Source organism: Amycolatopsis sp. NPDC047767, from assembly GCF_040704195.1.
In the GTDB taxonomy this organism is placed as follows: Bacteria; Actinomycetota; Actinomycetes; order Mycobacteriales; family Pseudonocardiaceae; genus Amycolatopsis.
This window is the reverse complement of sequence record NZ_JBEYSJ010000054.1, coordinates 15828-39320: the sequence shown is the minus strand read 5'-3', so window position 1 is coordinate 39320 and position 23493 is coordinate 15828. Positions and strand designations below refer to the sequence as shown.

Sequence of the window (23493 nt, the reverse complement as noted above, 5' to 3'; positions counted from 1 at the left end):
ACCCCGGTCGTACCCGGGCCGGTGGGACGACGCGGGAGTTCCCCGACGCGAACCGCAGCCCGGGCGGGAAACGCTCCACGGCACGAAACCCGGAGCAGCCGGGCACGGGAGGTGCACCTGATGGCGTTCACCCGCAACTTCCACCGCACACGCCACACGGAAGTCGACCCGGCGCGGGTGCCGCCGGGCCAGTACGTGACGCCGGGGTTCCCGGTGCTGTCCGCCGGGCCGACGCCGAAGGTGGTCTCGGGCGAGTGGACGTTCACCGTGCGCGGCGCGGCGAAGCGCCCCGTCACCTGGACGTGGGACGCGATGCGCGCGCTGCCGGCCGAGTCGATCACCGTGGACATCCACTGCGTCACGAAGTGGACGAAGCTGGACACCTCGTGGGCCGGCGTCTCTCTCGACACTCTGCTCGACGGCGTGGAAACCCAGGCGGGATACGCGGTCGCGTTCAGCGAAGGCGGTTACACCACGAACTTGCCACTGGCCGACCTGACCGGCGGCAAGGCCTGGCTGGTCTACGAGTTCGGCGGCGCCCCGCTGGAGCCCGAACACGGTGGCCCGGTGCGGTTGCTCGTGCCCCACCTCTACTTCTGGAAGAGCGCCAAGTGGGTGCGGGGCCTCGATCTGCGCGAGCGGAACGAACCCGGCTTCTGGGAGCGCTACGGCTACCACGACTACGGAGACCCATGGCGGGAACAGCGGTACGCGGGCGACTGACCTGGCAGCAGGCCACGGTGACCGGCCTCGTCGCGGAGACCTCGAACACCCGCAGCATCGCGTTCGACCTGCCGGACTGGCCGGGCCACCGCGCGGGCCAGCACGTCGATGTCCGCCTCACCGCCGAAGACGGTTACCAGGCCGAGCGCAGCTACTCGATCGCCTCGGCGCCCGAGGATCCCACCGTGGTGCTCACGGTCGAGCGGCTCGACGACGGCGAGGTCTCGCCCTACCTCGTCGACGAGCTGCGGATCGGCGACGAGGTGGAGCTGCGCGGCCCCGTCGGCGGGCACTTCGTGTGGGAGTCCACGTGCGACAGTCCGGTGCTGCTCGTCGCGGGCGGCTCCGGTGTGGTGCCGTTCCGCTCGATGCTGCGCCACCACGCCGCGGCGGGCGCCACGGTGCCGATGCGGCTGCTGTATTCGGCGCGGTCGCGGGAAACCCTGATCTACGCCGACGAGTTCACCCGGCTCGGGGGAAGCGGCGGGATCGACATCCGCGTCACACTCACTCGCGAAAACCCGGGCGCCTGGCCGGGCGAGCGCGGGCGGATCGACCGGGACTTCCTCACGCGGACCGGCCTGCCGCCCGCCCGGGAACCGCTGGTCTACGTGTGCGGGCCGACCGGGTTCGTCGAGACCGTGGCGAACACGCTCGTCGACCTCGGCCACCGGCCCGAGCGGATCCGGACCGAACGCTTCGGCGGAACGGGGACACCATGACGACCTTCGACGGCAACGCCATCGCCGGCACCCTCAACGCGGTGTTCGGCGGCGAGATGACCACGGCCAGCGGAACCTGCGCGTCCTGCGGCGCGACCGAAGTCCTGGCGCAGTTGCGGGTCTACCGCGACGCGCCGGGCGTGGTGGCCCGCTGCGGGCACTGCGACGCGGTCCTGATGGTCATCGTGGAGAAACGCGGCATCTCCTGCGTGGACGTGTCGGGCTTCGCGGCGCTGGAGGAGCCCGCTCAGGTCTGAAGCCCGCGCCGGGACGTGACGTTGAGCTTGTCGTAGATCCGGCCCAGGTGCCATTCCACCGTGCGCGGGCTGAGGAACAGCCGCGCGCCGATCTCCGCGTTGGACAGCCCCTCGCGCACCATCCGCACGATCTGGGCCTCCTGCGGGGTGAGCTCCGTGCCGGTCTCGACGGAACGCTTGCGCGCGGTGCCGCCGGTAGCGCGCAGCTCGCGGCCCGCGCGTTCGGCGAACGCCTCCATGCCCATCTCGGTGAACATGTCATGGGCGGTGCGCAGTGGTTCCCGCGCGTCGGCCCGACGGCGCCGGCGGCGCAGCCATTCGCCGTACAGCAGGCGCGCCCGCGCGCACTCGCCCCGGATGCGGGTGCGGGAAAGGCGTTCCACGGCCTCGCGGTAAGCGCTCTCGGCGTCTTCGCCGGTGGCCAGCAACGCGCGTGAGCGGGCCTCGACGCCCAGCGCCCAATCGGTGCCGCTGGCGCGGGTGGTCACCACGAGCTTGGCGAACGCGTCCTCTGCGGCCGCGGTTTCGCCGAGCCGGGTGGCGGCTTCGATCAGCTCCACCAGCGCGAGCCACGGTTCCACGCCCATCACCGGCGGCCGCTGCCGCGCGTCTTCGCTCGAAGCCAGCGCTTCCGCGTAGAAGCCGAGGCTGTTGCACAGCACCGCCCGGGCCGAGCCGACGATCAGCAGCCCGAACCCTTCGCCGCGCCGCACCGCCTCGGCTTCGGTGCGGGCGATCACGTCGCGGGCCTCGTCCTCGCGGCCGCGCCACGCGGCCAGCAGCAGCGTCCCGTACGTCGCCGCCGGGATGCCGGTCGCGCGCGACACCTCGGCGAGCTCGTCGCGCAGGTGCGCCGCGGTGACCAGGTCGCCCGCATAGACGTGGGCGCCGATGTGCGACGCGAGCGCGAGCGGCAACGTGTTGAGCGCGCCCTTGTCGCGCGCGAGCTGCAGGTGCCGCGCGGTGTCGAGGGTCTGCTCGTCCCACATGTTCCCGGCCATGATGTGGGCCAGCCACAGCCAGTGCAGTTCTTTCAGCGAAAGCTCGGGCGTGCGGAACGCGCTCAACGCCCGCCGCAGCATCGGCAGCGAGGGCGCGAAGCCGTCGGTGAACCGGATCGCCAGACCGTCGAGGAGCAGATCCGCGGGGCCGGGCGGCTGCGGCGACCGCGGTGCGGCGCGGGCGGCTTCGGCCACCTCACGCAGGTCGGCGTCGGTCACGCCGGCGAACATCCCGGCCAGCAGCGCGTCGAGGTAGGTCTCGCGGGCCAGCCGCACGTCCAGCTCCTCGAGCTGGCGGGCCGCGGCGAACAGCAGCGGCGGCGCCTCGCGGCCGCGGTTGACGGTCATCGAGATCCGGCCGCGCAACAGGTTCGCCTGCGCCTTCTCGAGCCGGTCGAGGGGGCCCGCCTCGGCGATCGACAGCAGCCGCAGCGCTTCCTCGGGCGAGCCGGCGACGTGCGTGATGTGGGCTGCCTCGAGCGTGCGCTTGGCCCGGGTCCGGGGCTCTGCCGTCAGCTCGGCCGCGCGTTCCAGCATCGCCGCGGCGGCCGCCATGCCGCCGCGGGACTGTGCCCGGCACGCCGACCGGCCGAGCTCCTCGGCCGCTTCCTCCGCCGGCGCTTCTGCGGCCTGGGCCGCGTGCCAGGCACGGCGGTCCTGGTCGGTCTCGGGGTCGGTGACCTGCGCGAGCGCCCAGTGCGCCCGGCGCCGTTCGCCCGGCGCCGCGGCCTGGTAGATCGCCGAGCGCACGAGCGGGTGGTGGAAGCGCACGTGGGTGCCGATCTCGATCAGCCCGGCGGCCAGCGCGGGTTCCGCGGCCGCGGCGCCGATGTCGAGAAGCCCGGCCGCGCGCCACAGCGTCACGGGGTCGCCCTGCGGTTCGAGAGCGGCGATCAGCAGCAGGCGCGTGGTGTCGGCGTCGAGCTGGGCCAGCCGCGCCTGGTAGCGCTGCTCGATGCGGCGCGGGATCGTGGTCGCCCCGGCCAGGGAGAACCCCTCGGCCAGCTCCTTCGGGCTCAGCCCGCGCGAAAGCTCCACCAGTGCCAGCGGGTTGCCGCGGGTCTCCGCGACGATCCGGTCGCGCACGCGGTTGTCGGCCGGCAGGCGCAGCACGGAGTCGAGCAGGTCGCGTGCCGCCGCGTCGGGTAGCCCCTCGACCACGAGCTGCGCGACGCCCGTCAGCTCCGTGGCCCCGGCGGGTTCCCGCACGGCGAACACGAGCGCGACCGACTCGGCGACCAGCCGGCGGGCGACGAAGGCGAGAGCTTGCGCCGAAGCGCTGTCCAGCCACTGGGCGTCGTCGATCACGCACAGCAACGGCCGGTCCCGCGCCGCCTCGGCCAGCAGCCCCAGCACGGCCAGGCCGACGAGGAACCGGTCGGGCGCGGGGCCGGGACTCAGGCCGAACGCGGTGCGCAGCGCCACCCGCTGCGGGTCCGGGAGGGCTTCGGCGCCGTCGAGCATCGGCGCGCACAGCTGGTGCAGGCCGGCGAACGCGAGCTCCATTTCGGACTGGACGCCCCCGGCCCGCGCGACGCGGATCCCGGCGGCCTGGCCGACGAGGTGGTCCAGCAGCACGGTCTTCCCCACGCCCGCCTCGCCGCGCAGCACGAGCACCTGGCTCTTGCCGGCGCGGACCGAGTCCAGCAGCCGGTCGAGGGTCTCGCGTTCCGCGCGCCGGTCCAGCACTTACCCACCTGCCCGTGTGCTCGCTCTTCCCTTCCGGTCACGGCGACCAGCGGGCGTTCGCAGGATAACCCGATCACCGGCCGGCGCCGGGTACACAGCGTTCACCGGTGCCGCCCGGTTCGCCCGGGTTCGCCCGGGTCCCGGGGTCGGGCCCGGGGCAGCCCGGGTTCGAAGCGGCCGGGGACCCGCGAGCGTCGACGCCGTGCCCGACCCGAACCCGGCCAGTGCCGTAACTCTGCACGGCCGTGCCGCCGAAGTCCACCGGCTCGTGCGAGACGGCTGCGGTGCGCTCGTGCTGCGCGGCGCCCCGGGTGCGGGGAAGACGGCGCTGCTGCGGCACGCCGTCGCGCGAGCGCGCGGGTGCCGGGTGGTCCACGTGCGCTCGTCCGACTCGCGGCCGTACGCGGGGCTGCGGCAGTTGTGTGCCGCGCTCGACGGGGTCTTCGGGCAGCTGCTGCCGCACCACGCGCGGGTGCTGCGTGCGGTCGCGGAGGACTCCGATCCGTTCCTGGTCGGGGTGGCCACGACGTTCCTGGTGTCGGCGGCGGCGCCGCTGCTGTGCGTGGTCGACGACGCCCAGTGGCTGGACGAGCCTTCGGCGCGTGCGCTGGCTTTCGCGGCCCGGCGGGTGGAAGGGAAACGCGCGGTGCTGCTGTTCGCGGAGCGCGGCCGAGCCGGGGTGCTGGAAGGTTTGCCGGAGCTGGTGGTGTCCGAGTTGTGCCGGGCCGGCGCTCGCGCGTTGGTCGAGTCGCTGGTGCTGGGGCCGGTGGACGAGGACGTGGTCGAGCGGTTCGTCGCGGAGACACGGGGAAATCCGCGGGCGATCTGTGCGGGCGCGCGTGGTCTTGCTCAGGCCGGCGGGTTCGGGCTGTCCGATGGGAATCCGGACGCCGATACCCGGGAACGCATGCTGCGCCTGGACCCCGACGCCCGCACCCTCTTGCTGGCGGCTGCGGCGGATCCGACGGGTGACGTGGCTGTGCTGTGGCGAGCCGCCGCGCGACTGGGGATTCCGGTGGTCGCGCCGGACGGTGTCCTCGCGTTCGGCGAGTGGGTCACCTTTTCCGACCCGGCTGTACGCGGCTGGGTTTATCACCGGGCCACGCCTTCGGCGCGCCGCGCGGTCCACCGGGCTCTGGCCGAGGCGGCCACGTCAGCCGAACGCCAGGCTTGGCATCACGCCCACTCCGTGACCGGCCCGGATCCGGCAGCAGCCGACGGCCTGGTCGCGCAGGTGGCCTCGGCTCGCCGCCGGGGCGGGCCCGGTGCGGCGGCGGCGTTCCTGCGCTGTGCCGCCACGCTCACCTTGGACCCGGTTCTGCGCGCCGAACGCACCCTGGCCGCGGCGGCAGCCGAACTCGACGCCGGACAGCCCGGCAACGCGCTGCGGTTGCTGGACTCGATGGTCGGCCCAGCGCACAGAACCGAAGCTGCTCGGCTGCGCGCCTGGCTCACGTTCACCTCGACCCGCACGCCCGCCGCGGCCGAAGCCCTGCTTCGTGCCACCGGCCCGGGCGCGACAAGCCGGGCGTGCCTCGCCGCGGTCGGCGCCGCCGTCCTCACCGGCGTCGATTTCGCGTCGGTGCCAACAAGTCCGCGGGACGAGCTTGCGGCCGGGCTGCTTCTGCGTCGCACCGGAGGTTTCGACGCCGCGATCGGGCCGCTGGCGGCGGCTCTCGAAACCGCTCAGCCATCGTGGCTCGCGGGGCTCGTCGCCGCTGAGTTGTGGGACGACCAGGCGTGGCAACGGATGGTGAGCGGTGCGGCCGATCCCGGTGCGCTGCCGGACGTCTTGACCGGACGGGCACTGTTTTCGGTCCACACCGCCAATTTCACCGGGGCGGCCGCACTCGACGACGAGGCTCGCACGATGAGCACGAAGCTGGGCCAGGCACCCCTGACGCACGCCACCCCGCTGATCGCGGCCTGGCGCGGTCAGCGGGGTGGCTTCACCGGCCACGGACTCGTCCTCGCCTGCGCCGACCTGGCCACCGCGGTGGCGGGCAACGCCGCCGGCGACCACCCGCGGGCCCTCGCCGCCGCACAGCGCGTCGTCGACCGCGACCACCTGGCGACGGCAGGCTGGGCGCTGGTCGAACTGGTCGAAGCCGCCGCCGGCGCGGGCCGGCAAGACGTCGCGCACACCGCGCTCCGGATCCTCGTCGACCGCACCGACCGCTGCGGAACGGACTGGGCGCTCGGTGCCCAGGCCCGTTCACGTGCGCTGCTGGCCGAGGGCCCCGAGGCCGAAGGCCAGTACCTGGAAGCGCTCGACCGGCTGGCCCGCACGAAGATCCGCACACTCCTGGCCCGCACCCGGCTCGGCTACGGCGAATGGCTGCGCCGCCAAGGTCGCCACGACGAAGCCGGTCGCCCGCTGCGCGCCGCGTACAACGAGTTCCTCCGCAGCGGAGCCACCGCCTTCGCCGACCGCGCGCTGCTCGCGATCGACGCCCCCTCGGCCACCCCCTCGGCGCTGACCCCGCAGGAAACCCGCATCGCCGCTCTCGCCCGCGCCGGCCTCACCAACTCGCAGATCGGCGCCGCACTGTCCATCAGCCCCCGCACGGTCGAATACCACCTGCGCAAGGTCTTCACAAAGCTGCGCATCACGTCGCGCACCGAACTGCACCTGGCCTTCACCGAGCACCGGCAGGGAATCGAGGCCGCCCCGCGATGACCACAACCCTCCTCATCGGACGCAACCCCGAACGCACCCTGCATCGCGAACTACTGACCGACGGCGGCGCGATCGCGCTGCGCGGCACCGCCGAGCACCAGCACGGAATCGAGGTCGCGCCCCGATGACCACAACCCTCCCCCTCGCCGGACGCGCCCGACTGCGCGCGCTGCCCACCAGCGGCGGCGCAATCGCGCAACGCGGCACCGCCGGGCTCGGGAAAACGACCCTGCTCACCGAACTCACCAACACCGTCGCCGAGCACCAGCACGAAACCGAGGCGGCCCCGCGATGAACACAACCCTCCCCCTCACCGGACGCGCCCGACTGCGCGAACTGCCCACCGCGAGCGGCGCAATCGAGGTCCGCAGCAGCGCCGGGCTCAGCAAAACGACCCTGTTCACCGACGCCGCCGGCCTGCACCAGCACGAAACCGAGGCCACGTCACGATGAACACAACCCTCCCCCTCACCGGACGCGACGCCGAACGCACCCAGCTACGCGAACTACTCACCACCGGCGGCACAATCGTGGTCCGCGGCGCCGCCGGGCTCGGCAAAACGGCCCTGCTCACCGACCTCACCAACGCCGCCACCGAGCATCGGGTGCTGACCGTGCGCGGGATCGCCGCCGAGGCGGGCCTGCCGTATGCGGCGTTGCACCTGCTGTGTTCGGCGCTGCCCGCGGAGCTGGTCCGGCTGCACGAGCACCGGCGCGAGGTGCTGGAACGAGCCGTCGGGCTCCGCGCGGGTGTCGCGCCCGGGCCGCTCCCCGTGTGTGTCGCCGTGGTGGAGTTGCTGGTGCTGGCGGCCGAGGAGCGGCCGGTGCTGTGTGTGGTCGACGACGCGCAGTGGCTGGACGAATCGTCGGCCTTCGTGCTCGCGGCCGCCGCGCGGCGGCTCGGGCGAGCGCGCGTCGCGGTGGTGTTCGCGGAGCGCGGTGAGCGGTTCGGCGACCTGCCGGGGTTGAGCCTCGCGCCGCTGTGTCACGCCGAGTCGCGCGCGCTTCTCGAGTCCGCGCTCGGCGCGCCGCTCGACGAGGCCGTGCGCGATCGCGTCGTGGCCGAAGCCGGGGGGAACCCGCGGCTGCTGCTCGACGCTGTCCGCCCGGCGGGCGGCCTCGCCGGCGGATACGGCGTGGTTCCCTTGTTCTGCCCGGAAACCGCCGCCGTGGCGACAACGTTGACACCTGAGGCCAGGCTCCTGCTCGTCCTCGCCTCCGCCGAACCGCTCGGCGAGCCGGTCCGGCTGTGGGCGGCGGCCGCCCGGCTCGCGATCGGGCCGGACGCGGCCGGACCGCTCGAAGCGGCCGGCCTCGTCTCGTTCGGCGCGTGGGTCGCCTTCCGTGAACCCCGCCTGCGCCAGTGCGTTTACGGCCTCGCGTCCGGTGCGGAGCGTCGCCTGGTGCACGGCGCCCTGGCCCTGGCGACCGATCCGCGGCTCGAACCCGACCGGCGCGCGTGGCACCTCGCGCACGCCACGGTCGAGCCGGCCGAGGCCCTCGCCGAGTCGCTGGCCCGCCTCGCCGACGAGGCCGGACGCCGGGGCGGGCTCCCCGCCGCGGCCGCCTTCCTGGAGCACGCGGCGCTGCACACCGCCGACCCGCGGCTGCGCGCCGAGCGGGCCGTCGCGGCGGCCGACGCGCACCACGCGGCCGGCGCGGTCGACGCGGCGGTCCGGCTGCTCGCCGTCGCGGAGCTGGGTTCCCCCGGCACCGCCGCGCGGGGGCGGGCGAACCGGGTGCGCGCCCGCATGGCGTTCGACTCCGGCCGCGGCGGGCCGGCGGTCGGCCGGCTGCTGACGTCGGCCCAGGACCTGGAGCTGTGCGAACCCCGCCTCGCGCGGCCCGCGTACCTCGAAGCGCTGGGCGCGGCGATCTTCACCGGCCACATCGACGTCGTCCACGCCGTGCTCGCGCGCCTGGCCACGCACCGGCCGACGGGCTCCGACCGGCTGCTCGAAGGCGTCGCGCAACGCTGCACCGCCGGCTACGCGGCCGCGGTCGAGCCGCTCAAGCTCGCGTTGAAGACCCTCGACAACGACCACGAGAACGACGCCCGCTCCCGGCTGCTGGCCTGCCTCGTCGCGCCGGACCTGTGGGACGACGACACCTGGCACGACCTCACCCGGGCCGAGCTCGCCAGCGCCCGCGAAACCGGCGCGCGCACGATCCTGCCGTACGTCCTCACCCACCGCGCCCTCGCCGAAGTCCACTTCGGACAGTTCGCTGCCGCGGAAGCGCTGGTGGCCGAGGCGGAAGCCCTCACGCGGCTCACCGGCACCCCGGCATTCCCGCACGCCGCCTGCGTGCTGGCCGCGTGGCGCGGGCACGAGCTGCCGGCGTTCGCCGAGTCCTGCTTCGAAAACGGCGGCATGGCGCTGACGACGGCCCGCTACGCCACCGCCGTGCTCCGCAACGGCCTGACCGCGTACGGCGAGGCCGCCGACGCGACCCGCGACGTCCTCGACCGCGACGGCATCGAGCTCCAAGGCTGGTCCCTCGCCGAACTCGTCGAAGGCGCCGTGCGCTCCGGCGACCTGACCACGGCGACGGCGGCGGCCGACCGTCTCTCCGAACGCGCCTGCCTCAGCGGCACCGAATGGGCGCTCGGCGTCGACGCCCGTTCGCGCGCGCTGCTGCGCGAAGGCCAAGCGGCGGAAGACCTGTACACGGAAGCCATCGACCGCTTGGGCCGCTCGCGCATCACCCCGCACCTGGCCCGCGCCCGCCTGCTCTACGGCGAGTGGCTCCGCCGCCGCGGCCGGCGCGTCGACGCGCGCGGCCCCCTGCGCGCCGCCCACGAGGCGTTCGTCGCCATGCGCGCCGAGGCATTCGCGGCCCGCGCGATGCGTGAGCTCCTCGCGACCGGCGAACGTGCGCGCCGCCGGGTACCGGAAACCAGCTCTCACCTGACGCCGCAGGAGCGCCGCATCGCCTCGCTCGCCCGCGACGGCCGCTCCAACCCCGAGATCGCGACCGCCCTGTCCATCAGCCCGCGCACGGTCGAGTACCACCTGCACAAGGTGTTCACCAAGCTGTCGATCACCACGCGCACCGAGCTGCACCTGGTCCTGGCCGCCCGCGCCGCCGAGTGAGCTCAGCCCTTGCGCAGGTCGGGGGCGGGCGCACCGAGCACGCCGAGGCGGGCGCGGTCCCAGGCTGCGTGCAGCGCGGCCTGGACGGACCGGGAGGTGTGACCCAGCAGCCGCACGCCGGCGCCGCAGGCGGCGGGCAGCTCGGAGACCCCGGCGAGGACGTCCGGCACCTCGGCCAGGGCCTCGCGCAGCGCGGCCACGAGCTCGGCCGGCGGCATCCGGTCCGATACCACGTACAGGCTCGCCACGACCTGGTACCCGCCCAGCGTCGCGGGTGAGCCCGGGTCGCCGGCACCGCCCGGGCGCAGGCGCAGGGTGTCGGCGAACAGCAGCGTGCCGTCGGGAGCACGGGCTTCCAGCTCGGCCCAGTACAGGTCGTAGACGTGGGCCTCGCCCCGCGCCACCCGGCCCGGGAGAAGCACCTCGCCGAGGATCACCGTCGCGCCGGGCGCGATCGTCACGGCCGTGCGCTGGAACAGGCGCGAACCGCGGAACGGGACGACCGGGTCGGGCAGGTACTCCAGGACCGCACCGGCGCCGACGGTCAGGTTCACCAGCTGCGTCGCGTAGTTGTCGCGCGCGCCGAAGACCTTGGTGGACGCCTGCGTCGTGAGGTGGACGGCCGAACCGGGAGCGCAGTCGACGTCGATGCGGTAGCGGTCGCCCTGCACGAAGCCGTCGCCCTGCTGCTGCAGGAACACGAACGCCATGTCCGGCCGGCGCGGGTCGAGGTGGATCGGGCGGTAGATGTGCAGCGGTGCGCGCTGGTACTGCCGGACGACCCGGGTGGTGCCGCCGCGCGGGGCGAGCGCGAGGTCGAGCACGCCCAGCTTGCCGGGCGCCCCGACGCCGAGGCCGTCGCGGATCGACCCGTCGAAGCCGAGCAGCTCCTCGGGCAGGCGCGCCGGCGTGCACCAGGCCGGGTCGTCGCGCCGGGTCATCCCGCTTCGGCGGCGGGCACGAACCGACCGATCACCTCGCGGACGCGACCGGTGACCTCGTCGAGTCCTTCGCCGGTGAAGCAGTTGGTGAACACGAACGGACGGCCTTCGCGCACCGCACCCGCGTCGCGGTCCATCACCGACAGGTCGGACCGGACGAGGTCCGCCAGGTCGACCTTGTTGATCACCAGCAGGTCGGAGTGGGTCACGCCGGGGCCGCGCTTGCGCGGGATCTTGTCGCCCTGCGCCACGTCGATCACGAAGACGAAGTAGTCGGCCAGCGCGGCGCTGAACGTCAGCGTCAGGTTGTCGCCGCCCGACTCGACGAGGACCACGTCCGCGTCGGGGTAGCGGTCGGTGAGCTCGGCGACGGCGTCGAGGTTCATGGTCGGGTCGTCGCGCACCGCGGTGTGCGGGCACGAACCCGTCTCCACGCCGACGACCCGCTCCGGCGCGAGCACGCCGGCCAGGGTGCGCCGCACGTGCAGGGCGTCTTCGCTGGTGAAGATGTCGTTGGTGACGACCAGCGGACGGTGGCCGGCCGCGATCAGCATCGGCACCAACGCTTCGATCAGCGCCGTCTTGCCCGACCCGACCGGGCCGCCGATGCCGATGCGGGCGACGCCGGGGGTGCGCCCGGCGGAGAACTCCGCGTGGGAGTGCGGGTGGTCATGCGTATGCGTGTGGGCCTGCATGGTTTCCTTCCTCAGCTGGCGAACAGCCGCAATTGCGTTTCCTCGTGCCGCATCGCCGCCACGTCGAGCAGCGGCGTGCAGCTCGTGATGGCGTCGGGGTCCTTGTCCACGGCGCACATCGCCGCTTCGGCCGTGATGGCCCGCACGTCGTGCAGCACGGCCTGGGCGGTGCTGTGGTCGGTGACGGCCAGGCGAACGCCGGCCGCCACCCAGGCCGCGGAGAACGCGAACAGCTCCCCCGTCACCGCCTCCAGCCGGGGCACGCCCACCGACGCGCTGAGGATTCCCAGCACCACCGCGTGGTTGCCGGGCGACCGTCCTTTCGCGACACAGCCGGCGTAGTGCAGCAAAGCTTTCGTCGGGAAGACCGACTTCGCGATCCGCAGCAACGCCCGCCCCGTGCGCGTGGACGTCTCCCGCGCCTCCCGTGGCAGCTTCACCGCGGTCAGCCGTTCGTCGGCTTCGGTCACGCACTCGAGGTCGAGCGAGTCCTCCGACGCCGTGGCGCGGTGCGCGCACGCCAGGGCCACCCCGTCCGACGGCGCCACCCCGAGCAGCAGCTGGTCCCGCAGCAGCGCCGAGAGCACCCGCGGGTCGCTCGGCGTGGCCAGGAAACCCGACTGCACGAGGGTTTCCAGGCCGTAGGACAGCGTGTAGCGGCCACTCGGGAACGCCGAATCGCTCAGCTGCAGCACGGACAGGAAGCCCGTGAGCCGGTCGGCTCCCCCGAGGTACGGCGGCATCAGCGGATCCCGCACTTCACACGATGTAGTACAGCTGCGCCATGGCGACCTCGTCGACCGCGGGCACCACGGCCGGCTCACCGTCCACAGTGACCTGGTAGGTCTCGGGGTCCACCGCGATGTCGGGCGTCAGCTCGTTGCGCACCATCTGGGCCTTGCCCACCGTCCGGCAGCCGCGCACGGCCTCGGTCCGCCGGTCGATCCCGAGGCGCTCGAACAGCCCGCTCTCGTGCGCCGCCTGCGACACGAACGTGATCGACGTCCGCCCCACCGCCTTGCCTAGCCCGGCGAACATCGGCTGCAGCAGCACCGGTTCCGGCGTCGGGATGGATGCGTTGGCGTCACCCATCACCGACCAGGCGACGAACCCGCCCTTGAGCACGTACTTGGGTTTGACGCCGAAGGTGTTGGTCGGCCACAGCACTATGTCGGCCAGCTTGCCCGGCTCCAGCGAGCCCACGACGTGGCCGATGCCGTGCGTGAGCGCCGGGTTGATCGTGAGCTTCGCCAGGTACCGCAGGATCCGCTGGTTGTCGTCGCCCGCAGTCTCCCCGGGCAGGCTGCCGGTGAGCTTCTTCATCTTGTCCGCGGTGCGCCAGCACGTCGTGACGGTGTCCCCGATGCGCCCCATGGCCTGCGCGTCCGAGGAGTACATGCTGAGCACGCCGCGGTCGTGCAGCACGTCCTCGGCCGCCTCGGTCTCGGCGCGGATCCGCGACTGCGCGAACGCGACGTCCTCGGGGTTGTCGGGGTTGAGGTGGTGCGTCACGATCGTCATGTAGAACAGGTTGTCCGTCGTGTCCGTGGTGTACGGCCGCGTCGGGTTGGTCGAGGACGGCAGCACGTTGGGCAGCGAGGCGATCGCCATCATGTCCGGCGCGTGCCCGCCGCCGGCCCCCTCGGTGTGGTAACTGTGGATCGTCCGGCCGTCGATGGCGTCGAGCGTGTCGGCCAGGTAGCCGGATTCGTTGAGGGTGTCGGCGTGCAGCGCCACCTGCACGTCGTACTCGTCGGCGACCGACAGCGCGCAGTCGAGCGCCGCCGGGGTGGCACCCCAGTCTTCGTGGACCTTCAGTCCGCAGGCGCCGGCCTCCACTTGCTCGCGCAGGCCTTCCGGACGGCTACTGTTGCCCTTGCCCATCAGGCCGACGTTGACCGGCAGCGCGGCCGTCGCCTCGAACATCCGGGCCAGGTTCCAGGGCCCCGGCGTGCAGGTCGTGCCCTTGGACCCGTCGGCGGGCCCGGTCCCGCCGCCCAGCAGCGTGGTGACACCGCTGGAGAGCGCGTGCGGGATCTGGGCCGGCGTCAGGAAGTGCACGTGGGTGTCGATGGCCCCGGCGGTGGCGACGAGGCCCTCGCCGGAGATCACCTCCGTGCCCGGGCCGATGACCAGCCCGGGCGAGACCCCGTCCTGCACAGACGGGTTGCCCGCCTGGCCGATGCCGGCGATCAGCCCGTCCTTGACCCCGATGTCCGCCTTCAGGATGCCGAGCACGGCGTCCATCACGATCACCGAGGTGATCACAAGATCCAGGGCGCCGTCGGCGTTGCGCACGCCGGGAGCCTGCGCCATGCCGTCGCGAATGGACTTCCCGCCGCCGTAGATCGCCTCCTCGCCCGGGAGGATGAGGCTGCGCTCCACACGGGCGAGCAGGTCGGTGTCGGCCAGCCGGAAGCGGTCGCCCGCCGTCGGACCGTAGAGCGACGCGTAGTGCCGCCGCGAAACCGTGGTCACGCCTGTTCCCCCGTTCCCGTGAACCCGCGCTCGGCGGCCCGCGCCTGGGCCCGGGCCGCCGCACCGCGAAGGGCGAAACCGCCGTCGAGCAGGCCGCTGAACCCGACCACCCGCCCGGCGCCGCCGAATTCCACGAGCTCGACGTCGCGTTCGTCGCCGGGCTCGAAGCGGAGCGACTGCCCCGACGGCACGTTGAGCCGCATGCCCAGCGTCGCCGGGCGGTCGAAGTCCAGCACCCGGTTCACCTCGAAGAAGTGGAAGTGCGACCCGACCTGGATCGGCCGGTCACCGGTGTTGCGCACCGGCAGGCGCGCGGTGCGCCGGCCGGCGTTGAGCTCGATCGGCTCGTCGGCCAGCAGCCACTCGCCTGGGATCATCGTGTGCTCCTACGGAATCGGGTCGGCCACGGCCACGAGCTGCGTGCCCGTGCGGAACGTGGCCTCGACCTGCACCACGTTCACCATCTCCGGCACGCCGGGCAGCACGTCCTCACGCGTGAGCACCTGCTTGCCCAGCTCGGTCACCTCCGCCACCGACCGGCCGTCCCGGGCCGCCTCCAGCAGCGCCTCGGTGATCAGCGCGATCGACTCCGGGAAGTTCAGCCTCAGACCGCGGTCCTTGCGCCGCCGAGCCAGCTCGGCCACCTGGTAGATCACCAGCTTCTCGATTTCCCGGGGGCTGAGCATCAGCGACGACAGCGTCGCCTCGATGCGCGCCTGACCGGCCTCGCCCGCCGTCACGGCTCAGAACCCGGCCAGGCCCTGCGGGCTGTTGTACGGGATCTCCGCGGCGGTGACCTCGGCGAGCGAGCCGTCGGACTGCACCGCGTAGCCCACGAGCTTCGAGGCGTTGGCGTAGATCTGGTACAGGTGCGTGCCGTCCGGGGAGAGCCAGTTGTCGCTCGGGCCGCTGCTGACGGTGCCGTTGAGCGCGCGGAAGGTGCCGTCACCGGGGACCTTCGGGCACGCGTTGTCGTGCACCAGTGAGACGACGTCGCCGTCGATGCGGAAGCTGGAGATGTTGCTGTAGCCGAAGTTCGTGGCGAACACCCACTTGTCATCGGGCGAGACCGCGAGCCAGCACAGCTCCGAGGGCAGGCCGGCGCTGGTGTCGATCTTCACGACCGGGCCGGTGCCGATCTGGCCGCGGTCGTCGAGCTTGGCCAGCGCGATGCCGTCGGCCACGGCGTAGCCGATCACGAAGTGGTCCGGGCGGTGGTGCAGGAACGCGGGGTAGAACGGCGAACCGCCGCCGCCGTCCTGGAACATGCCCTCGCCCAGCGAACCGTCGTGCTGCAGCGGGAAGACGATGATGCCGTCGGGGTCGGGCGCGTTGGACGCGACGGACTTCTTCGAGCCGTCGGGCTGGTCGGCCCACAGGATCGGCGAACCGTCCGGGTTGGCCGCCGCCGGCTGGTCGAACGTGGTGCCGACGACGAGGAAGCGCTCGTCCGGCGAGAGCACGACCATCGTGGACACGCGCAGCGGCTTGTCCGGCGTGTTCACGGTGTAGCCCTCGGGCCGCGAGGTGAGCTTGCCCTCGGGGTCCACGGTCATCAGGCGCACGTGGTCCGGGCCGAAGGAGTGCAGCACGTACAGCGTGCTGGTGGCCGGTGAAAACGCCAGCGACTTCGCGGTGCCGCTGCGGCCGGCCACGATGTTGCCGGTGCGCTTCACGTCGAGCAGCGTCAGCTTGCCGTCGCCGCCGACGGAGAAGCTGGACACGGAGTTGTCGCCGCCGTTGGTGGCGAAGAGGAACTGCTTGTCCGCCGTGAGGATCACGCTGCCGGCCGCCTCGAAGGCGTTCGGCGCGCTCTCCTGGCCGCTGATCGGTTTGTACACACCGGACCCGCCGCCTCCGGTGGGCACGCGCTCCACCTCGGTGAGGGCGCCGTCGGCCCCTCGGGAGTAGTGGATGATCGCGTTCTTGACCTCGTTGGTCTGGAGGTAGAGGTGGCCGGCGGCCAGCGTAGGTGGCATGTGGGTTCTCCGTTTCCGGTCGTCGACTCAGAGCCTGCCCGCGCGGCGCCCGCGTCGCGTCCGGGTGCACCCCGGCCCGGACCCCCAGTTCGCTGGGGTGGCAGGAAAACAAAAGCCCCACACCATCCTTTGTGGACGGTATGGGGCTTTTCGCCTTGGGACGGCTACTGCTCGTCGCTGCGGACCACGGTGGCGATCACGTCGTTGAACGCCTCCGTCGACGACGGGTGCGTGTAGATCGCCTCACCCAGCTGCGCGGCCTTGATGCCGTAGCGCATCGCCATCGCCACGGTGTTGATCAGCTCCTGCGCGTCGACGCTCAGCAGCGAGGCGCCGAGGATCTCGTCGGTGTCGAGGTCGATCACGAACTTCATCACGCCGCGCGTCTCGTCCACGACGTAGGCGCGCGGCATCGCGATGATCTCCGCGACCGGCTGACTCGATACCTTGATCCGGTGGCCCGCCTCCCGCGCCTCGCGCTCGGTGAGGCCGACCATCGCCAGCGGCGGCGTCATGAACAGCGTCCGCGGTACGGCGACGCGGTCGGTCGTGGTGCGCTTGCCCTCGCCGCGCAGCTGGTCCAGCACGATGCGGCTGTCGTCGAGGGAGACGTAGGTGAACTGCGGCCCGCCGTTGACGTCGCCGAGGGCGAAGATGTGCGGCCGGCTCGTGCGCAGGTACTCGTCGACCTCCACCGCGCCCCGCGCGGTCACGCGGACGCCCGCCGCGGCCAGACCGAGGCCCTCGGTCGCCGGCTTGCGGCCGGCGGCGGCCAGCACCGCGTCCACGGCCAGGGTGCGCTCGCGGCCGTCGTGCATGTACGACACGATCGCCTCTCCGTCGGCGTCCTCGACGCCCGTGACGTTGGCGCCGGTGACGATCTCGATGCCCTCGTCGACGAGGATCTTCTCGGCCACGGCCTGCACGTCGTCGTCGAGGTGGTCGAGGATGCGCGCCGTCGACTCGAAGAGCGTGACCTCGGAGCCGAACCGGCGGTAGATGGCGGCGAACTCGATACCGAGGTAGCCGCCGCCGACGATCGCCAGCCGCTTCGGCAGCTCCGTGCGGTGGATGAGGTCGGTGCTGGTGACCAGGTACTTGCTGTCCCGCAGGCCCGGCAGGTCGGGGATCACCGGCGTCGAGCCGGTGTTGATGAGGATGTGCTCGGCCCGGACGGTGACGGGGCCGTCGGCGGTCTCGACGAGGACGGTGTCCGGGCCGGTGAACTCCGCGTGCCCGGTGAGGACGGACGCGGTTTCGAGGCCGTCCATCCCGTCGAAGTTGCCCTTGCGGAACAGCGACGTGATCGCGTGCACCTCTCCCACGGCCCGCTCGTACCACTCCTGCGGCGGATCGGACGGGCGGCGGTTGCGGGACCGGTGCACCAGCGCCTTGGTGGGCACGCAGCCCACGTTCGGGCAGGTGCCGCCGTACATCTCGGGCGACTGCTCGACGACGATGACCCGCTTCCCGAGCCGGGCCATGGTACCGGCGGCGATCTTGCCGCCCTTGCCGAAGCCGACCACGAGGAGGTCGGCCTGGAGCGAATTCTCGACGGTTTCCATGTTTGAAGGCCCTTTGCGCACGAGTGTGGACAACGCGGTACGGCCCGACCCTGCCCCGGGCCGCCGCGTGGTCGCATCGAGGAACACCCGAGCCGGCGACCCCGGTGGGCCGCGGGGTTTTCACGGTTCTGACGCGGGTTGTGGTCCGGGTCACGGAATGCCGGACGATCTTCGGCGCTACAGAAGGGAGAAACCTGTTCCGACCCGAGGGAGAGACATGACTGCTTCCACCGCGTCCGAGACGGCCGAGGCCCTGCCCGTGCCCGTGCTCGACGACTTCGACTTCGAGCTCACCGACGGCGCCTCGTGCCGCATCGACGACCCGGACTGCGAAGCCTGCCAGTGACGCACGGCCGGTGATCCGCGTGGGCTCGCGGGTCACCGGCCCGGATCGCGTCGCGTCGGTGACAATGATTGCCGTCGTGTCCACCCTCCAGCCGCGGAGTCGCCCGTGCCCGAACTGCCCGAGGTCGAGTCGGCCCGATCGGTGATCGACCGGGCCGCGCTCGGCCGGTTGATCGTCGACGTCGACGACACCGATTCCTACGTGTGCCGGCCCCACGCGCCCGGAGAGATCCGCGAGGCGCTGCTGGGGCGCCGGCTGGTGGCCGCGCACCGGCGGGGCAAGTCGCTGTGGTGCGACACGGGCGACGACGGGCCCGCGCTCGGCGTGCACCTCGGAATGTCCGGCAAGATCGTGATCGCCGACGCCGACGGCACCGAGATCGACGGCGGCGACTACTGGGAAGGCCGCCGCGTGCAGGGTGACTACCGGTGGTCGCGCTTCGCCCTCACCTTCGACGACGGCGGGCTGATGATGCTCGTCGACCCGCGCCGCCTCGGCCGCATCACGCTCGATCCGCACATCGAGCTGCTCGGCCCGGACGCCGCCGCGGTGACGCCCGCAGAGTTCCGCACCGCCGTCACCAAGGGCACCGCCCCCATCAAGGCGCGGCTGCTCGACCAGCACGCGCTGGCCGGCATCGGCAACCTTCTCGCCGACGAGATCCTCTGGCGCGCCCGCGTGCACCCGGCCCACCGCGTCGACGAGCTCGACCGTCCGGCCGTCGACCGCCTTCTGCGCGCCACCCGCAGCTCCGTCACCGCCGCCCTCGACCACGGCGGCGTCCACACCCTCACGGTGATCCCCTACCGCAAACCCGGCGCACAGTGCCCGCGCGACCACGCGCCCATGGCCCGCGGCAAGGTCGGCGGGCGCACGAGCTGGTGGTGCAGCGCGGAGCAGCAGCTCCCCCGCTGACCCCACCGACGCCACTGATCCCACTGAGTCCACGTCGGCTCGGGCACCGCGAACCGTGGACTCGCGGGAAATCGGCAGAATGGACCCGTGGGTGTCCTTCTGGGGTTGCTGTCCGCGCTCAGCTACGGCGCTTCCGACTTCGTCGCCGGCGTGGGCGGGCGGCGCAGCGACCCGAACGCCGTCACGGTCCTGGCGCAGCCGTGGAGCCTGCTCGCGGCCCTGCTCGCCGTGCTCGTGATGGGTCCGCGTGCCCCGTACCCCGAGGAGCTCGCGTGGGGCGCGGTGAGCGGGCTGGGCACGGCCGTGGGCACGTTCGCGCTCTACCGGGGCCTCTCCACGGCGCGCATGAGCGTGGTCGCGCCCGTCTCCGCGGTGCTCGCGGCGGCGCTGCCCGCGCTCGTCGGGTTCGCGACGGGCGACCGGCTGGCGTGGCTGTCGTGGGTGGGGATCGCGCTGGTGCTGCCGGCCATCGCGCTCGTCTCGCAGCACCAGGGCGACGACGCCGAACGCAAGCGCTCCGGCCTGGTCGAGGGTGTGATCGCCGGCGCGGGGTTCGGAGTCCTGTTCATCGGCCTCGACCGTGCGGGCACCGGAGCGGGCAGCTGGCCGCTCGTCGCCGGCCAGTCCGTCGGCGTGCTCCTGCTGGTGCTCGCCGCGATCTGGCTGAAGCCCACGTCGTGGTCGCGCGCCTGGTGGCCGGCCACCGCCGCCGGCATCCTCGGCGGCGCGGCCAACCTGCTGTTCGTCGCCGCCACCGGGGCGGGCCAGCTCGCCGTGGTCGCGGTCATCACGTCGCTCTACCCCGCCATCACGATCGTCCTCGCGCGCGGCCTGCTGCACGAACGCTGGAGCCGCCCCCAGATCACCGGCCTCGTCATCGCGGCGGCCGGGGTCGCGGCCATCACGCTCGGCCAGCCGTGACCCGTCCTCGCCGAGATCGTGAACCCCGCCGCCCGGTTTTACGCGACGACCTGCGGGCCCCTACGCTCGGTGCCGGACCCGCCACGCAAACCCGAGGAGGCACCCGGATGTCGCAGCACGCGGACCGATCGGCACTCGACAGCCCGCCGGGCGTCGACCCGAATCGCGCCAGCGTCGCGCGCGTCTACGACTACCTGCTGGGCGGCAACACGCACTACGAAGTGGACCGCAAGGTCGCCCGCGAGCTGGCCGAGAAGATGCCGGACGTGCGTGACCTTGCCGTCGAGAACCGGGCGTTCCTCATCCGCGCCTGCACCTTCCTCGCTCGCAACGCCGGGATCGACCAGTACCTCGACTGCGGCTCGGGCCTGCCGACGGCCGAGAACGTGCACCAGGTCGTGCAGCGCGTGAACCCCGAGGCGAAAGTCGTGTACACCGACTTCGACCCGGTCGTCACCGCGCACGGGCGGGCGCTGCTGGAGGAGAACGAGCGCACCCGCTACGTCGAGGGCGACATCTACCGGCCCGCCAGCATCCTCGACGACGAGGTGGTGCGCGGACACCTGGACTGGACCAGGCCGATCGCGCTGCTGTTCGTCGCGACGCTGCACCACTGGAAGGGCGACCGCGGCCGCCCGGCCGAGGTCACGCAGGAGTTCATCGACCGCCTGCCGCCGGGTTCGTTCGTGGTGATCTCCCACATCCTCGACCCGCACGACGGCTCCGACGACGCGCAGGCCATGGAGGAGCTCATCGAGACCGTCCGCAGCGGCGCGCTCGGCGGCGCCACCATGCGCACGCGCGCGGAGATCCGGGAGCTGTTCCACGGTCTCGCGCTCGTGCCGCAGGGCCCGGGCGCCGAGCCGGAGATCGTGCCGCTGGCGGCCTGGTGGCCGGCCGGTCCCCAGCTGTCGGGGATGAACGTGGCCCAGCGCCTGATCGTCGGCGGCGTCGCGCGCAAACCGTGATCCTCGTGACCGGCGCGAGCGGCAACGTCGGCTCTGCGCTGGTCGCCCTGCTCGGCGCGGACGCCGTGGCCGCCTACCGCGACCCGGCGAAGACCGCCCGCGCGCTCGAGTCCGGACAGCCGGCGGTGACGCTCGATCTCGCCAAACCCGAGACCCTGCCGCCCGCGCTGGCCGGCGTCGACGCGGTGTTCCTGCTCGGCGCGATGAGCCCGGCGCAGACCGGCCAGGAGCTCGCGATGCTCGACGCCGCGCGGACCGCCGGCGCGCGTGTGGTCAAGCTGTCCGTGTGGCGGGCCGGCGAGGAGCTCTCGCCCATCGCCCGCCTGCACCGGCCCGTCGAAGAAGCCCTGCGCGCGTCCGGCCTCGCGTGGACGATCCTGCGGCCGAACTTCTACCAGCAGAACTTCCTGGCCCAGCGCTCGATCCGCACGGCGGGCGAGTTCGGCTTCCCCGCGATCACCGCGCCGATCAGCTTCCTCGACGCGGCCGACGTCGCGCGCGTGGCCGCCGTGGTGCTCACCACCGCAGGCCACGACGGCCGCGGCTACGACCTCACCGGCCCGGCCGCCCTCACCTACGCCGAAGCAGCGGACGTCTTCTCCGCCGTCCTCGGCCGGCCCGTGCGCTACCGCGGGCTGTCCGACGAACAGGCGCGCGCGGCGCTGCTCGGCCGGGGTGTGCCGGAGTTCCACGCCGACGCCCTCGTCGAGGTCGCCCGCGCCTATCGCGACGGCGGCGCCGACTCGGTGACCACGACCGTCGCCGACCTCACGGGCCGGCCGGCGACGGAGCTCGCCGAGTTCGTCCGCCGCCACCGCACGGTGTTCGGCTGAGCGTCACGACGGCTGCCGGGTCGGGACGAGGATGCCCTGGCGCAGGTTCACGTGCGCGGGCCGCGTCACGAGGTAGGCGATGAGGTCGGCGACGTCTTCGGGCTCCAGGCTGGGGAACGCGTCGAAGGTCTGCGCGAGCTGCGACGCGTGGGCGGCGTTGTCGATGTGCGCGCCGAGCTCCGTGCGGGTGAGGCCGGGTTCGAGGTTCGTCACGCGCACCGCGCCGAACTCCTGTCGCAGCGAGGCGCTCAGGTGCGTCACCGCGGCTTTGGTGGCGTTGTAGACGGCGTACTCCGGCATCGCGAGGTGCGCCGCGACCGACGAGATGTTCACCAGGTCCGCCGGCCGGCCCTCGGCCGCGGCGGCGCGCAGGTCGTCGCCGAACCCGTGGATGACGCGCAGCGGGCCGGCGAGGTTGGTGTCGATCATGCGCTGCCACTCGTCTTCGCGGCCCTCGGTCATCGGGTTGGGCAGCATCACGCCGGCGGCGTTGACGACGAGATCGACCGGTCCGAACCGCTCGTGGACGGTGTCGACGGCCGCTTCGACGGACCCGGTGTCGGTGAGATCCGCGGGCACGGCGAGCGTGGTGGCACCGAGCTCGGCGACCAGGTCGTCGAGGACCGCGCGCCGGCGGGCGAGCAGGGCGACGCGGGCGCCGGACCCGGCCAGCAGGCGCGCGGTGGCCGCGCCCATGCCGCTGGCGGCTCCGGTGACGACGGCGGTGCGGGTGGCGAGTTCTCCGTAAGTGGTCATGGAGCCAGCGTCACGGCACGCGAAGGTGTGCGGGGAGGCGCTGGTGTTCCTGTGTTTGCCAGAACCACCCAACTTTCGCGGGGCCGGGTGAGAATGGGGGGCATGTCGGAGATCGGTGAGTTCCTCCAGGCCCGCCGGGCGCGCGTGAGCCCCGAGAGCAAAGGCCTGCCCGGAGCCGGGCGGCGCAAGGTGCCGGGGCTGCGGCGCGAGGAGCTGGCGCTGCTGTCCGGCGTGAGCGTGGACTACTACACGCGCCTGGAGCAGGGCGCGCCGACGCCGTGTCCGACAGCGTCCTCGACTCGATCGCCCGCACCCTCGGGCTGGACGCGACGGAGCGCGGCCACCTGCGGCTTCTCGCCCGGCCGCCGCGCGACCCGGAAGCTCCGCCGGCGCAGTCCGTGCGGCCGGGGGTGCGCGACCTCGTCGACGGCATGGGCGTGCCGGCGTTCGTGGCCGGGCGGTGGCAGGAGATCCTCGTGGCGAACCCGCTCGGCGAAGCGGTCCTGCCGCCGGCGATGGGCCCGGGGACCAACGCGGCGCGGCACGTTTTCCTGAACCCGGAGGCGCTCGAGTACTACGTGGACTGGCCGGACGTCGCCGCGGAGACCGTCGCGAACCTGCGCCACGAGAGCGCCCGCCACCCGGGCGACCCGGTGCTGGCGAAGCTCGTCGGCGAGCTGACCATCGCCAGCCCGGCGTTCACCGACCTGTGGTCCCGCCACGACGTGCAGGCGAAGTCCCACGGCCTCAAGCGCCTGCGGCATCCCCGCGCGGGACTTCTGGTGCTGGGCTACGAATCCCTGCACCTGCCGGACACCGACGACCAGCTGATCGTCACCTACACCGCGCGCGACCGCTCCACGGCCGACGCGTTGGCGTTGCTGGCTTCGGAGTTCGCTTCGGTCCAGACCACTGCCGAGTAGGATCGC

At 73.0% G+C, this 23493-nt stretch carries 24 protein-coding genes; 14 read left to right on the top strand and 10 right to left on the bottom strand.

Features of this window, described 5'->3' with window-relative positions; translation table 11 throughout:
- The first annotated feature begins 120 nt into the window (after nt 1-120).
- Genes AB0878_RS46850 through AB0878_RS46840 form a run of 3 tightly spaced genes read left to right on the top strand, consistent with a single transcriptional unit; the run spans nt 121 to nt 1702 of the window.
- Nucleotides 121-723, top strand: coding sequence for a sulfite oxidase-like oxidoreductase (locus AB0878_RS46850; RefSeq protein WP_366589517.1), 603 nt, complete (start codon nt 121-123; stop codon nt 721-723).
- A complete protein-coding gene (locus AB0878_RS46845) occupies nt 693-1445 on the top strand; it encodes a ferredoxin reductase (RefSeq protein ID WP_366589515.1) in 753 nt (250 codons plus the stop codon). The genes AB0878_RS46850 and AB0878_RS46845 overlap by 31 nt, the downstream gene beginning before the upstream one ends.
- Nucleotides 1442-1702, top strand: coding sequence for a DUF6510 family protein (locus AB0878_RS46840; RefSeq protein WP_366589512.1), 261 nt, complete (start codon nt 1442-1444; stop codon nt 1700-1702). The genes AB0878_RS46845 and AB0878_RS46840 overlap by 4 nt, the downstream gene beginning before the upstream one ends.
- Here AB0878_RS46840 and AB0878_RS46835 read toward each other — a convergent pair.
- The gene (locus AB0878_RS46835) at nt 1693-4392 is read right to left on the bottom strand and encodes an AAA family ATPase (protein WP_366589510.1); all 2700 of its coding nucleotides are present in this window, start codon (nt 4390-4392) and stop codon (nt 1693-1695) included. The genes AB0878_RS46840 and AB0878_RS46835 overlap by 10 nt on opposite strands.
- Nucleotides 4393-4594: 202 nt before the next feature.
- On the opposite strand from AB0878_RS46835, the gene AB0878_RS46830 reads away from it, so the two are divergent.
- The 5 genes from AB0878_RS46830 to AB0878_RS46810 are packed head-to-tail and all read left to right on the top strand — an operon-like array spanning nt 4595 to nt 10167.
- Nucleotides 4595-7072, top strand: a complete 2478-nt coding sequence (locus AB0878_RS46830) for a LuxR C-terminal-related transcriptional regulator (protein ID WP_366589508.1) — start codon at nt 4595-4597, stop codon at nt 7070-7072.
- Nucleotides 7069-7200, top strand: a complete 132-nt coding sequence (locus AB0878_RS46825; protein WP_366589505.1) for a hypothetical protein — start codon at nt 7069-7071, stop codon at nt 7198-7200. Before AB0878_RS46830 ends, AB0878_RS46825 begins: the two co-directional genes overlap by 4 nt.
- Nucleotides 7197-7367, top strand: coding sequence for a hypothetical protein (locus tag AB0878_RS46820; RefSeq protein WP_366589503.1), 171 nt, complete (start codon nt 7197-7199; stop codon nt 7365-7367). Before AB0878_RS46825 ends, AB0878_RS46820 begins: the two co-directional genes overlap by 4 nt.
- Nucleotides 7364-7525 (top strand): hypothetical protein, encoded by a 162-nt coding sequence (locus AB0878_RS46815; protein ID WP_366589500.1) that lies wholly within the window; start codon nt 7364-7366, stop codon nt 7523-7525. Before AB0878_RS46820 ends, AB0878_RS46815 begins: the two co-directional genes overlap by 4 nt.
- A complete protein-coding gene (locus AB0878_RS46810; protein ID WP_366589498.1) occupies nt 7522-10167 on the top strand; it encodes an AAA family ATPase in 2646 nt (881 codons plus the stop codon). Before AB0878_RS46815 ends, AB0878_RS46810 begins: the two co-directional genes overlap by 4 nt.
- Before the next feature lie 2 nt (nt 10168-10169).
- On the opposite strand, the gene AB0878_RS46805 is transcribed toward AB0878_RS46810, so the two are convergent.
- From AB0878_RS46805 to AB0878_RS46770, 8 genes are all read right to left on the bottom strand, one after another.
- Nucleotides 10170-11108 carry an urease accessory protein UreD gene (locus tag AB0878_RS46805; RefSeq protein ID WP_366589496.1) on the bottom strand — a complete coding sequence of 313 codons (939 nt, stop codon included), beginning with the start codon at nt 11106-11108 and terminating at the stop codon, nt 10170-10172.
- Entirely contained in the window at nt 11105-11803 is a 699-nt protein-coding gene (ureG, locus tag AB0878_RS46800) for an urease accessory protein UreG (RefSeq protein ID WP_366589493.1), read from the bottom strand. Before ureG ends, AB0878_RS46805 begins: the two co-directional genes overlap by 4 nt.
- Nucleotides 11804-11814: 11 nt before the next feature.
- Nucleotides 11815-12561, bottom strand: a complete 747-nt coding sequence (locus AB0878_RS46795; RefSeq protein WP_366589491.1) for an urease accessory UreF family protein — start codon at nt 12559-12561, stop codon at nt 11815-11817.
- 1 nt (nt 12562) lies between these two features.
- Nucleotides 12563-14281 carry an urease subunit alpha gene (gene ureC / locus AB0878_RS46790; RefSeq protein ID WP_366589489.1) on the bottom strand — a complete coding sequence of 573 codons (1719 nt, stop codon included), beginning with the start codon at nt 14279-14281 and terminating at the stop codon, nt 12563-12565.
- A complete protein-coding gene (locus AB0878_RS46785; protein WP_366589487.1) occupies nt 14278-14658 on the bottom strand; it encodes an urease subunit beta in 381 nt (126 codons plus the stop codon). Before AB0878_RS46785 ends, ureC begins: the two co-directional genes overlap by 4 nt.
- Before the next feature lie 9 nt (nt 14659-14667).
- Nucleotides 14668-14970, bottom strand: a complete 303-nt coding sequence (locus AB0878_RS46780) for an urease subunit gamma (RefSeq protein WP_366589545.1) — start codon at nt 14968-14970, stop codon at nt 14668-14670.
- Between the two features lie 54 nt (nt 14971-15024).
- A complete protein-coding gene (locus tag AB0878_RS46775) occupies nt 15025-16260 on the bottom strand; it encodes a beta-propeller fold lactonase family protein (protein ID WP_366589485.1) in 1236 nt (411 codons plus the stop codon).
- A 164-nt stretch (nt 16261-16424) separates the two neighbouring features.
- Nucleotides 16425-17825 carry an FAD-dependent oxidoreductase gene (locus AB0878_RS46770; protein ID WP_366589482.1) on the bottom strand — a complete coding sequence of 467 codons (1401 nt, stop codon included), beginning with the start codon at nt 17823-17825 and terminating at the stop codon, nt 16425-16427.
- Between the two features lie 217 nt (nt 17826-18042).
- Here AB0878_RS46770 and AB0878_RS46765 point away from each other — a divergent pair, with 217 nt between their 5' ends.
- From AB0878_RS46765 to AB0878_RS46745, 5 genes are all read left to right on the top strand, one after another.
- The gene (locus AB0878_RS46765) at nt 18043-18171 is read left to right on the top strand and encodes a hypothetical protein (protein WP_354870323.1); all 129 of its coding nucleotides are present in this window, start codon (nt 18043-18045) and stop codon (nt 18169-18171) included.
- 105 nt (nt 18172-18276) lie between these two features.
- The gene (locus AB0878_RS46760; RefSeq protein ID WP_366589479.1) at nt 18277-19086 is read left to right on the top strand and encodes a DNA-formamidopyrimidine glycosylase family protein; all 810 of its coding nucleotides are present in this window, start codon (nt 18277-18279) and stop codon (nt 19084-19086) included.
- Nucleotides 19087-19173: 87 nt separating this feature from the next.
- The gene (locus tag AB0878_RS46755) at nt 19174-20007 is read left to right on the top strand and encodes an EamA family transporter (RefSeq protein ID WP_366589477.1); all 834 of its coding nucleotides are present in this window, start codon (nt 19174-19176) and stop codon (nt 20005-20007) included.
- 107 nt (nt 20008-20114) lie between these two features.
- Complete coding sequence (locus tag AB0878_RS46750) at nt 20115-20975, top strand: SAM-dependent methyltransferase (RefSeq protein WP_366589475.1); 861 nt, start codon at nt 20115-20117, stop codon at nt 20973-20975.
- Between the two features lie 5 nt (nt 20976-20980).
- Nucleotides 20981-21808 carry an NAD(P)H-binding protein gene (locus AB0878_RS46745; protein ID WP_366589472.1) on the top strand — a complete coding sequence of 276 codons (828 nt, stop codon included), beginning with the start codon at nt 20981-20983 and terminating at the stop codon, nt 21806-21808.
- 3 nt (nt 21809-21811) lie between these two features.
- Here AB0878_RS46745 and AB0878_RS46740 read toward each other — a convergent pair whose 3' ends face one another.
- Nucleotides 21812-22564 (bottom strand): SDR family oxidoreductase, encoded by a 753-nt coding sequence (locus tag AB0878_RS46740; protein ID WP_366589470.1) that lies wholly within the window; start codon nt 22562-22564, stop codon nt 21812-21814.
- Between the two features lie 278 nt (nt 22565-22842).
- Between AB0878_RS46740 and AB0878_RS46735 the strand changes: the two genes are divergently transcribed.
- The gene (locus tag AB0878_RS46735) at nt 22843-23487 is read left to right on the top strand and encodes a transcriptional regulator (RefSeq protein WP_366589468.1); all 645 of its coding nucleotides are present in this window, start codon (nt 22843-22845) and stop codon (nt 23485-23487) included.
- The last annotated feature ends 6 nt before the right edge of the window (nt 23488-23493 follow it).

Bases quoted from the DNA above. Each gene is read 5' to 3' on its own strand.
- AB0878_RS46850 (WP_366589517.1), top strand. From the start codon at position 121: ATGGCGTTCACCCGCAACTTCCACCGCACACGCCACACGGAAGTCGAC.
- AB0878_RS46845 (WP_366589515.1), top strand. From the start codon at position 693: ATGGCGGGAACAGCGGTACGCGGGCGACTGACCTGGCAGCAGGCCACG.
- AB0878_RS46840 (WP_366589512.1), top strand. From the start codon at position 1,442: ATGACGACCTTCGACGGCAACGCCATCGCCGGCACCCTCAACGCGGTG.
- AB0878_RS46825 (WP_366589505.1), top strand. From the start codon at position 7,069: ATGACCACAACCCTCCTCATCGGACGCAACCCCGAACGCACCCTGCAT.
- AB0878_RS46820 (WP_366589503.1), top strand. From the start codon at position 7,197: ATGACCACAACCCTCCCCCTCGCCGGACGCGCCCGACTGCGCGCGCTG.
- AB0878_RS46815 (WP_366589500.1), top strand. From the start codon at position 7,364: ATGAACACAACCCTCCCCCTCACCGGACGCGCCCGACTGCGCGAACTG.
- AB0878_RS46810 (WP_366589498.1), top strand. From the start codon at position 7,522: ATGAACACAACCCTCCCCCTCACCGGACGCGACGCCGAACGCACCCAG.
- AB0878_RS46805 (WP_366589496.1), bottom strand. From the start codon at position 11,108: ATGACCCGGCGCGACGACCCGGCCTGGTGCACGCCGGCGCGCCTGCCC.
- ureG (WP_366589493.1), bottom strand. From the start codon at position 11,803: ATGCAGGCCCACACGCATACGCATGACCACCCGCACTCCCACGCGGAG.
- AB0878_RS46785 (WP_366589487.1), bottom strand. From the start codon at position 14,658: ATGATCCCAGGCGAGTGGCTGCTGGCCGACGAGCCGATCGAGCTCAAC.
- AB0878_RS46775 (WP_366589485.1), bottom strand. From the start codon at position 16,260: ATGCCACCTACGCTGGCCGCCGGCCACCTCTACCTCCAGACCAACGAG.
- AB0878_RS46770 (WP_366589482.1), bottom strand. From the start codon at position 17,825: ATGGAAACCGTCGAGAATTCGCTCCAGGCCGACCTCCTCGTGGTCGGC.
- AB0878_RS46765 (WP_354870323.1), top strand. From the start codon at position 18,043: ATGACTGCTTCCACCGCGTCCGAGACGGCCGAGGCCCTGCCCGTGCCC.
- AB0878_RS46750 (WP_366589475.1), top strand. From the start codon at position 20,115: ATGTCGCAGCACGCGGACCGATCGGCACTCGACAGCCCGCCGGGCGTC.
- AB0878_RS46740 (WP_366589470.1), bottom strand. From the start codon at position 22,564: ATGACCACTTACGGAGAACTCGCCACCCGCACCGCCGTCGTCACCGGA.